The sequence below is a fragment of the Nostoc flagelliforme FACHB-838 genome (assembly GCF_014698065.1).
In the GTDB taxonomy this organism is placed as follows: Bacteria; Cyanobacteriota; Cyanobacteriia; order Cyanobacteriales; family Nostocaceae; genus Nostoc; species Nostoc flagelliforme_B.
This window is the reverse complement of record NZ_JACJSI010000275.1, coordinates 1-7,899: the sequence shown is the minus strand read 5'-3', so window position 1 is coordinate 7,899 and position 7,899 is coordinate 1. Positions and strand designations below refer to the sequence as shown.

The following is a 7,899-nucleotide window of genomic DNA, read 5'->3' as shown; positions in this document are numbered from 1 at the left end:
TATCTTGGTCATTGTGGGGGTAGCGCTCGATTGTGCAGTATTAAATTTAGCCTGGGAGTGATTCAAGGCTTGGTCAATCAAAGAAAAGTAAAGATTAAGAATACTGGTGCAGGGTTTTTTATTGAATTAGAGGATTCCAAATGACTAACCACAAACAGGGTGTTTACCAATCTCAATTAGACCACAAGAGTAAAATGATTGCTCGTCGTCGTACTAAGAGAAGATTCAACCCCAGGATTTTTATCGACCGCACCATAGAAACAACTGCAATTGTCTCTCTGCTCTTAACTGGCTTTTCAGGACTAGTGGCAATGGGATGTTGGGGGCTGGAGATTATTGATATAAATGCTAATCCCAACATCATCATCTCTGGTTGGCAGCAGCAGAAAAGTATTTGTTTGGGTGCAATGCTGGTCAGTTTTTCTGCATTCTTAGGGACTTCTTTGATCGGAGCTAGTTTCAGTATTCAACGAGATAAATTTTAGGGGATAAACAACGATGGAAATCAAATTAACTACATCAGAGATTCGGGCTATCTTGCAAGGATGTCAATATACGTTGCGGCTTGTGGGGAGTAGTAAGGATTATCGGAGGCTTCAATCGTCAGAGCATTTTTCTACATCAAATGATGTGGTATTAAACGATGCTTTCAATGTTTTAGAGGAAATAGTGGATGCAATTGATGATGTAGAGAAATTTAATCAACAAGGAGAATCTGGACATGACCAATAAATTAAAAATACACGCTTGTTGAGTAGTTTTGAACGTCCTGAACTAGTAATAAAGTATGAATTATAGACTTTTTAATTCAATTCAGTTAATCAGGCAACTTGCTAGAGTTCATCCAATGAAATGTCAGTGCCATTTTCAATTCGCAATTCGTAATTCGCAACTCGCAATTAATATTCCATGCATGAATCACCTTGCTCATTGATATTAGCTATTTTGTGTGTTTTTCGTCATTGAAAATAGTTGTTCCGTATCCCAACAGAGCAATTGACGATTTTATCCATAATCGTATTAACGATGTAGGAGCGTCACTGCGAATTGCGAATTGCGAATTGCCTATTGTTGGGGTCAATCAAGTGATACCGACTTGATAACTCTTATGCCAACAGAGACTTATGCTGAAACCTGTGATCAGTGCTGGGCAAGATTAGTAGAATTTGTCCCAACAAAAAAGAAGTAATAGGAGAAACTTCTCATGTTTACCAAGTTAAAACCAGAACCAGTAATAGAACAATACGAACTCTTGCCATTACTCGAAAAACTTCAAGGTTTGGGTATTGGATGGGACAGAAATATGCAAAGTGGACGAGTCTATCTGGAATTTCCAGATGGACGGATCGAGTTTAACAATCTACTTCTACTGAAAGCTTTCGTGACTGGTTGCATCCAGATGATGGAATACCCGCAGCATCTCAACTCCAAGATTGAACTGCTAGAACAACATCATCAAGATTATGTGCGATCACGACAGGAATTGATACCGGAAATCGCCCAAAACTGTAACTCCTTCATTCAAGAGATCCATGCACTGCGCTTGCTGATTTATCGGGGAGCGGAGGAATGTCGAAAGTATTTACTGACACTGCAAGTTAATCGAAGTCAGGCTTCTTGAAGTAACATTAAGCGATCGCATTTAAATGCGATCGCTTAACCACTGCTGATGAGAAAACATTATGCTGAAGAACCGTTCTTCACCGCCGGACTAGAATCTGGTGCTTCCATCTCAAAGTTTTTATGAACCGTGCCATAATTGCGAACTGCGAATTGCTTCTTATTAGGGTCAATCTGGTGATCTTGATTTTATAAAAGCTATGCCGACAGAGGCTTATACTGAAACTTATGATGACTGCCGGGAAGGATTAGTGGAATATCTACCAAGAAAAAATAACTAGGAGATGAAAATGGGATTTTCAATTTTTTAAAAGTATTTGGGATATGTAATAGCAGCTTTTGTACTGATCGTATAGTACATTATTTTATAAGCGCCCTAGCAATCGTCTGAACCCGAAAGCTAGGACTTCCCCAACCGTAGACATCCCTACAGAAGGAGCAAAAAGATTATGGCACGACAACTGAACCAAATCGACATCTTTGCACAAAAGCTTATAGAAGAATTACCACCAAACCAAAGGTCTTACCCTGGTGAAATGTATTATGTCTCGACTGGAGTCAGGTTGATTGAGAGACAGTTGCAGGAATATTTTCAAGGTACTGGGGTTACTCCTCCCAACAAAACAGCGGTTCGGAACTGGTTTTATTACGGCTGTCCTGATTGGGCAATCGCTGTTTTACACCACGCACTCAATCAACATATTGTTGCATAAAAAAATAAAGTTGTTGGAATTTATATATTTTTATAGACCCGCTTAGTACGGGTCTTTTATTATCTAAATATCAAATGTGACATTGATACATTTCAGCATCAACAAACAATCGTACCGAGAAACCATCAAGCAACAAGAGCATTTCGTAGCTGACTAATGGATAATAGCTTGTCAAGTATTGGCTTGACAAGCTAGGTTTACAAGTAGATAAAGTCTTTTCTTTACACCCAAAGTATTAAGAAGGCAACACAAAAACTCTATACATCGCTCATTAACTAGGAGATTAATCGAATGAAAAAAACATATCCTAATATCTTTGGACGTAAAATCAGCATTCAAAAATAGAAGTTACTGCAATAGTCTAGGGGCAAGATTAAAGCTGTAATTTCTAATTAAAGAATCAAATTTATTAAGATAGACGCTGTTCCTCAGAGTATTACTCTTTTGTGTAAGCGAAATTGGTTTGTTTCTAGTAATATTTAATATTTCCGTAAATGTAACATAACAACAATGTTTCATTTGTGTGCATTTCCCAAAAACACCATTGAAATGCAACACAGCACAGTGAAATGCAACAAAGCACAGTCAAGATTTTGATTGATCATAGAAAAAGATGTCCAAAAGCGGTGTTTTACAGAGATTTCCATGAGAATAGCGAACGCACTCCCAGTTGAAGCGAAACAATGATGCAGACAGATTTACCCACAGTTTTGGAGAATTTAAAACAATCACCAAAAATTAGAGATGCATTTTTAGATAATTTGCTAACAAGAACAGAATGGGTTTCAACACTTGGGGTTAACCGGACTACACTTTGGAGATGGGAATCAGAGATTATTAATAAGATTCCTCCTTTAAAAACAAGTTATTACGAATCCGAGCGAGGAGTCCGAAGTAATTATCTAGATCCTTATCAAAGATTTCTTTCTGCTGTGATTTATTTATTGAAGGATGAATCGATAAAGAAAGGGGTGAAAAACAACAGTCAAGTCATACAATTCTTGAAATTTAATTTCATGCACTTACGTAGAAGCAACTTTGAACAATGGCAGGAAAATCAATAATGTTTACCAAAGTACAGCTAATTGAGTGGTTTAGCGATCGCTACAGCGATGTGCAAGTGATAGAAGCACTCCGAATCATGCGTGACCACGGGGCAGATGTTGACCCCGAAGGTGATGAGTTTAGCCCAGACATCACAGAAGAGTTGGAGAAAGTGTTTGAACTGGCTGGTGCAGCAATTAATAACCATTTGCACCTGCCAGCATCAGAACAAGAAGCATCAGCGATTCAACAAGCAACCGAGATGGCAGCTAGTATTATCCCGAACGTTAATCATCAGATGATGGCGGGGATGATTCGGGTGGTAATGAGTGGTGCGGTGGCCCAAGCCAATGCAATAGCAACATTAGAAGCAAAAGTATTCCAGAGGGCGTTAGACCATAGCAGGAGTGCTTTTGCTAGTTCTTTCCTTGAGCAAACACAGTACAGTACCCAATACTTGCGTTCGCTTTCAGACAACGATGGACAAATAAACAAACTGCTTGCTGGCTACGGTGTAGAAACAGTAGACGTTGATGCTTTTTTGAGTGACGTTAAATCCCTTACGCCTCAAGTCAAATCCGATATACAGAATTTTAAGTTAAAAGCTCCTGCTGATAACACTTTTAGTATTGATGCTTTTTTGGAGGATATGGGGCAATGAATAGTTCAAGAGTATGGAGGAAGCACAAAACATCAATTGTGTTCTGCACCTTAATTGGGGCATCTTTGCTTTATTCCTCTGGTGATATTCAAAGGAATATGACAGCAATATCAGACATTAAGCAATCTATTGCTCAAAACTCCAAGCAACAAACTTTGTTAGAACAGCAGTTTGAGTTTGAGAAGCAACAAGCCATAATTGCTGATGCCAGATATAAGACAGGATGCTTGCCGATTGTAGCTACTGTCTATCCCCATAAATACGTGACGATTGTTCAGGGAAAAGTGATCCAAGACCGAATCACACTAAACCCATTGCCCAAAGGAACTGTAGTCTGTGATGCCAATGGTAATACTGGTGTAATTGGGGATGGGGGAGAAGTAGAAGCTATTGCATTTACTGGCAACAGAGATTTAGTTGCCACTAGGCTTAAACGCTTTCGCGGTGGTACATACAGCCAGCCGATAGATAAAGGAGCAAAATGAATTTCACGATGCCCAAAAATCAGAATGGACAAGCAAAAACTAATTCCTGGCTACGGCTTTTATATTGGGGGTTAGTAGTAGCTGGCATCTGGTTCGCCTATTTGAATATTCAACCTTATGAGAGAGCCGTGTCATTTCTAGGAGGGAAAGCTACCAGTAGTGCATTTATTTCTCTGGTCGCTGCAATTCCAATCATCAATGGGATCGCAGCAATATTTTCAAAGAGTCTTTCTTGGATACTCGGAGCAATACTTTGGAGCGTGATTCAAATCATAGAAGTTTTACCGTTGATTCTCTATAACAACGAGAAGTTTATAGAGAAGATTGTCACCTCTTGTGATGGGCGTTCCCGCTATCAAGAGAAAGATACCGATGACCCAACATTAAAAATGCTTAAGCGAACATACAATCATTTGCCAATCTCTGTTGTCAGTAACTTAGAGGTGTTGAAAATCTTTACCTACACAGTTGATTTTCTGATTTGTCTTACTGTTTATTCACCTGTGGCTAGTGGTAAAATCTCAGACTTAATATTTATTTTGGCGACAGGCCAGTGGGGGAAATTGGACTACGGTAATTTGGCACTGGCGCTGGTTACGTTGTTTGCAATTGAGGTAATAGTTTCTTTGATCATTTGGGTTGGTAAATTGTCTTACGCGATTAAAGCCTAGCAAGCAATAAGGTAAGTCTGGGAGCGTAGTCTTCAATATGGCTATCTTCCTTTCTGCCTCAAACGCTGAACTTTTATGAAAAAAAATATGAATATGACACGTTTTGATATTAATAAGATCCAGAGAACGCCCGAACAGTGGAGCGCGCGAGCTTTTAAGTCCACTACCGAAAACAACAATCAATGGAATATTGCTTTTGGGTTAGTTGTAGCAGCGATCGCAGCTTCGGCAACCTCGCCCCTGACTGGAGCGCTCATTGCGGGATGGACATTATATAGTAGTTTTAAAAAAGCCAAAGAGATTCAACGAAATCAAGCAGCTATTAGAGAATATGGCTGTATTGCTCATATTCTCGACGGTGATGATTTTCGAGGCTATATTCAACAGGTTGGTCAAGATTCAGTGAACAAAGAGTTACAGTTTGCTAGTAGTCAAGAGTATGAATTTTCTAATGCCGCAATTGATTATATTGAAGACACGTCACAAATCAATGAATCGCCCCAAGCATTTATCCCTTTTGCCTCCCCACTGCTCGCTTCATCAGATTCATTACCTGCAAATATAAATACATCATCTTCAATTCACAATCCCACACACGTTATAGATATAGTTCGAGAAATTGCTTCACCTATTCGGAACTGTATTATTTTTGGAATTGGTGGAAGCGGTAAGGGAATGCTGGTTGCTAATGCCCTACGTCGAATCAAAGCCGAAAAGCCAAACCGCAAAATCTTTTATATTGACCCCAAAAATGAACCATCTGAATATGGTTACACAGAGGGCGTGGTTGACGTTGTTCGGCGTAAAAAATGCAAAAATGAATCCCCAGAAAATATTTGTAAATGGATGGATGAAGTACTTGATGGAACCAAGGAAGAAATAGGTTACATCGAATGGGCTAATAATCAAGAGGAATCTTTATTAGTTATTGATGAAGGTTCCACCCTTGGAGATGCGGCTAAAAAATGTCGAAACGAGCGCATTGGCACATTGATTTTACATATTTCTTCACTTGGTGGTTCTAGCAAGGAGAATGTTTGGCTACTTGCTCAATCTCCTTATGTTGGGCCACTAGGATTAAATTTATCAGCTACTAGTCAAATTACGGCAGTTGCCATCATTTCAGACAAGAATACTAATGTTTTAAAACAGTGGAAAAAGTCACCGATTCTCGAAATGATTGATTTAGAGAGAATAAACACTTTGATTAAAGCCTCGCCTTGTAACCGCGCTGTATTCTTTGGGGGAAATTCCACCTGGGGGGCAATGCCAGAACTACCGAATTACTCAGACATCAACAGGGACAATGATAAGCCAACAGGAGATTCGTTATCAACCCAAGAACGACAACAGTTGAGAACAGCTACAGCCATACAAAGAAGTCCTTCTCAACAGATGATTGATAAATTGGAGCGCACACGGCATTCTACTTTAGAAGATTTTATCGTCAAAGAATTGGGGCAAAATGACCGTGCTGATGAATTAAAAACAGCAATTCTCACACTTATCCGTCAAACTGACCATCAAGGATTAATTTACAAATTTAAAATTGATGTTTGACTGATGTTAATTGCAACCTGATTCTTAAGAAAGGGAAATTTTGTTCACCTCTGTCTCTAATCTGACTAATTATTGAACCAATTCGACTCACATAATGCGTAAATCTTTAAGTAAATTTGAATACGCTAGTAACTGGTCAATAACTTGCCGTCGTGTAAAAAGGCTGCAACCACGCTGCACTAATAATCCCTGGCATGGACGCGCTACTGTTGTGCATCACCTCAAATATAAACGCTCTTTCTTGCGCCGCTTTTTGGGAATGTTTTTACTGCATTTCCCTCGTGCTTCTGTGTCTGGTTACGAAATTCCTGGCTGGGATTGTGTAGGGGTATGCTGTCGTTGCCATCAGAATTACTACGGTAGAAGTAGCAGCCGCACCTCAGTTCATTACCATCAAGTCTGGGTACAAAGGGGTGGATTAGATAATCATCAAACTTGGATTAAAGCGACATCTCTACGAATTAAGTTTTGCTTTCTGGCATTAACCCGTATTTAATCAATTTTGGAGAAATTTTAGTTATGTCGGATTTATCAGTTTTCGTGTTTGAGTCTCAACAAGTCCGATTCGTCGGTACACCAGAGAAACCAGAATGGGTCGCTGCCGATGTCTGTGCAATATTAGACATTGATACTTCCGTTGCTGTCAATGGTAGAAAGCGAACATCAGCAGATGGCGGCGAGTATTTTGATGGAGGATTGGACGTTGATAAAAAGGGTACTGCCATTGTCAGTACCCCTGGTGGAGAGCAAGAAATGCTGACTGTGACTGAGGCAGGGCTTTATCGCCTTATATTCAAGTCTCGTAAACCAGTTGCCAAACGTTTCCAGCGTTGGGTCTTTCATGAAGTACTGCCCTCACTGCGGCGTACTGGCACATATGAGATGCCCAAGCCAAACCAACAATTGTTAATTTTACTTTGTGTCTTGCAAAAGTAACACTTGTTCTCTTTCACTTGCGATCGCGATAAAGCATGACCCCAACATTAACAGATTGCACACCAAAACAATTCAAATTCTCAGTTGAAAAGTCGCGCCCAGCTGTGGTCTTCATCCACTTCAACTCTAGACTCGACTATGCAAATATGATGTCTTGGGCAATAATAAAACCAGAATTGGTATTCAAAGCCGCAAACTGAGTGGAATTA

The 7,899-nt window shown here is 39.7% G+C and carries 11 protein-coding genes; all 11 read left to right on the top strand.

Features of this window, described 5'->3' with window-relative positions; translation table 11 throughout:
- Window positions 1-140: 140 nt before the first annotated feature.
- The 11 genes from H6G97_RS40605 to H6G97_RS40555 all read left to right on the top strand — a co-directional run bounded on the left by H6G97_RS40605 (window position 141) and on the right by H6G97_RS40555 (window position 7,690).
- Entirely contained in the window at window positions 141-485 is a 345-nt protein-coding gene (locus H6G97_RS40605; RefSeq protein ID WP_190946271.1) for a hypothetical protein, read from the top strand.
- Between the two features lie 13 nt (window positions 486-498).
- Window positions 499-732: a hypothetical protein gene (locus tag H6G97_RS40600; protein WP_190946270.1), complete on the top strand. Its 234-nt coding sequence runs from the start codon at window positions 499-501 to the stop codon at window positions 730-732.
- A gap of 472 nt (window positions 733-1,204) precedes the next feature.
- Window positions 1,205-1,621: a hypothetical protein gene (locus H6G97_RS40595; RefSeq protein WP_190946269.1), complete on the top strand. Its 417-nt coding sequence runs from the start codon at window positions 1,205-1,207 to the stop codon at window positions 1,619-1,621.
- A gap of 448 nt (window positions 1,622-2,069) precedes the next feature.
- A complete protein-coding gene (locus tag H6G97_RS40590; protein ID WP_190946268.1) occupies window positions 2,070-2,333 on the top strand; it encodes a hypothetical protein in 264 nt (87 codons plus the stop codon).
- A 683-nt stretch (window positions 2,334-3,016) separates the two neighbouring features.
- Entirely contained in the window at window positions 3,017-3,397 is a 381-nt protein-coding gene (locus H6G97_RS40585; RefSeq protein ID WP_190946267.1) for a hypothetical protein, read from the top strand.
- Complete coding sequence (locus tag H6G97_RS40580) at window positions 3,397-4,038, top strand: hypothetical protein (RefSeq protein WP_190946266.1); 642 nt, start codon at window positions 3,397-3,399, stop codon at window positions 4,036-4,038. The genes H6G97_RS40585 and H6G97_RS40580 overlap by 1 nt, the downstream gene beginning before the upstream one ends.
- Complete coding sequence (locus H6G97_RS40575) at window positions 4,035-4,523, top strand: hypothetical protein (RefSeq protein ID WP_190946265.1); 489 nt, start codon at window positions 4,035-4,037, stop codon at window positions 4,521-4,523. The genes H6G97_RS40580 and H6G97_RS40575 overlap by 4 nt, the downstream gene beginning before the upstream one ends.
- Before the next feature lie 8 nt (window positions 4,524-4,531).
- Window positions 4,532-5,194: a hypothetical protein gene (locus H6G97_RS40570; RefSeq protein ID WP_190946264.1), complete on the top strand. Its 663-nt coding sequence runs from the start codon at window positions 4,532-4,534 to the stop codon at window positions 5,192-5,194.
- A gap of 87 nt (window positions 5,195-5,281) precedes the next feature.
- Window positions 5,282-6,754: a hypothetical protein gene (locus H6G97_RS40565; protein WP_190946263.1), complete on the top strand. Its 1,473-nt coding sequence runs from the start codon at window positions 5,282-5,284 to the stop codon at window positions 6,752-6,754.
- Window positions 6,755-6,848: 94 nt separating this feature from the next.
- Window positions 6,849-7,250 carry a hypothetical protein gene (locus H6G97_RS40560; protein ID WP_190946262.1) on the top strand — a complete coding sequence of 134 codons (402 nt, stop codon included), beginning with the start codon at window positions 6,849-6,851 and terminating at the stop codon, window positions 7,248-7,250.
- 23 nt (window positions 7,251-7,273) lie between these two features.
- Window positions 7,274-7,690 carry a BRO-N domain-containing protein gene (locus tag H6G97_RS40555; RefSeq protein WP_190946261.1) on the top strand — a complete coding sequence of 139 codons (417 nt, stop codon included), beginning with the start codon at window positions 7,274-7,276 and terminating at the stop codon, window positions 7,688-7,690.
- Window positions 7,691-7,899 lie beyond the last annotated feature (209 nt).

Coding starts and splice junctions, on each gene's coding strand:
- H6G97_RS40605 (WP_190946271.1), top strand. CDS start 141: ATGACTAACCACAAACAGGGTGTTTACCAATCTCAATTAGACCACAAG.
- H6G97_RS40600 (WP_190946270.1), top strand. CDS start 499: ATGGAAATCAAATTAACTACATCAGAGATTCGGGCTATCTTGCAAGGA.
- H6G97_RS40595 (WP_190946269.1), top strand. CDS start 1,205: ATGTTTACCAAGTTAAAACCAGAACCAGTAATAGAACAATACGAACTC.
- H6G97_RS40590 (WP_190946268.1), top strand. CDS start 2,070: ATGGCACGACAACTGAACCAAATCGACATCTTTGCACAAAAGCTTATA.
- H6G97_RS40585 (WP_190946267.1), top strand. CDS start 3,017: ATGATGCAGACAGATTTACCCACAGTTTTGGAGAATTTAAAACAATCA.
- H6G97_RS40580 (WP_190946266.1), top strand. CDS start 3,397: ATGTTTACCAAAGTACAGCTAATTGAGTGGTTTAGCGATCGCTACAGC.
- H6G97_RS40575 (WP_190946265.1), top strand. CDS start 4,035: ATGAATAGTTCAAGAGTATGGAGGAAGCACAAAACATCAATTGTGTTC.
- H6G97_RS40570 (WP_190946264.1), top strand. CDS start 4,532: ATGCCCAAAAATCAGAATGGACAAGCAAAAACTAATTCCTGGCTACGG.
- H6G97_RS40565 (WP_190946263.1), top strand. CDS start 5,282: ATGAATATGACACGTTTTGATATTAATAAGATCCAGAGAACGCCCGAA.
- H6G97_RS40560 (WP_190946262.1), top strand. CDS start 6,849: ATGCGTAAATCTTTAAGTAAATTTGAATACGCTAGTAACTGGTCAATA.
- H6G97_RS40555 (WP_190946261.1), top strand. CDS start 7,274: ATGTCGGATTTATCAGTTTTCGTGTTTGAGTCTCAACAAGTCCGATTC.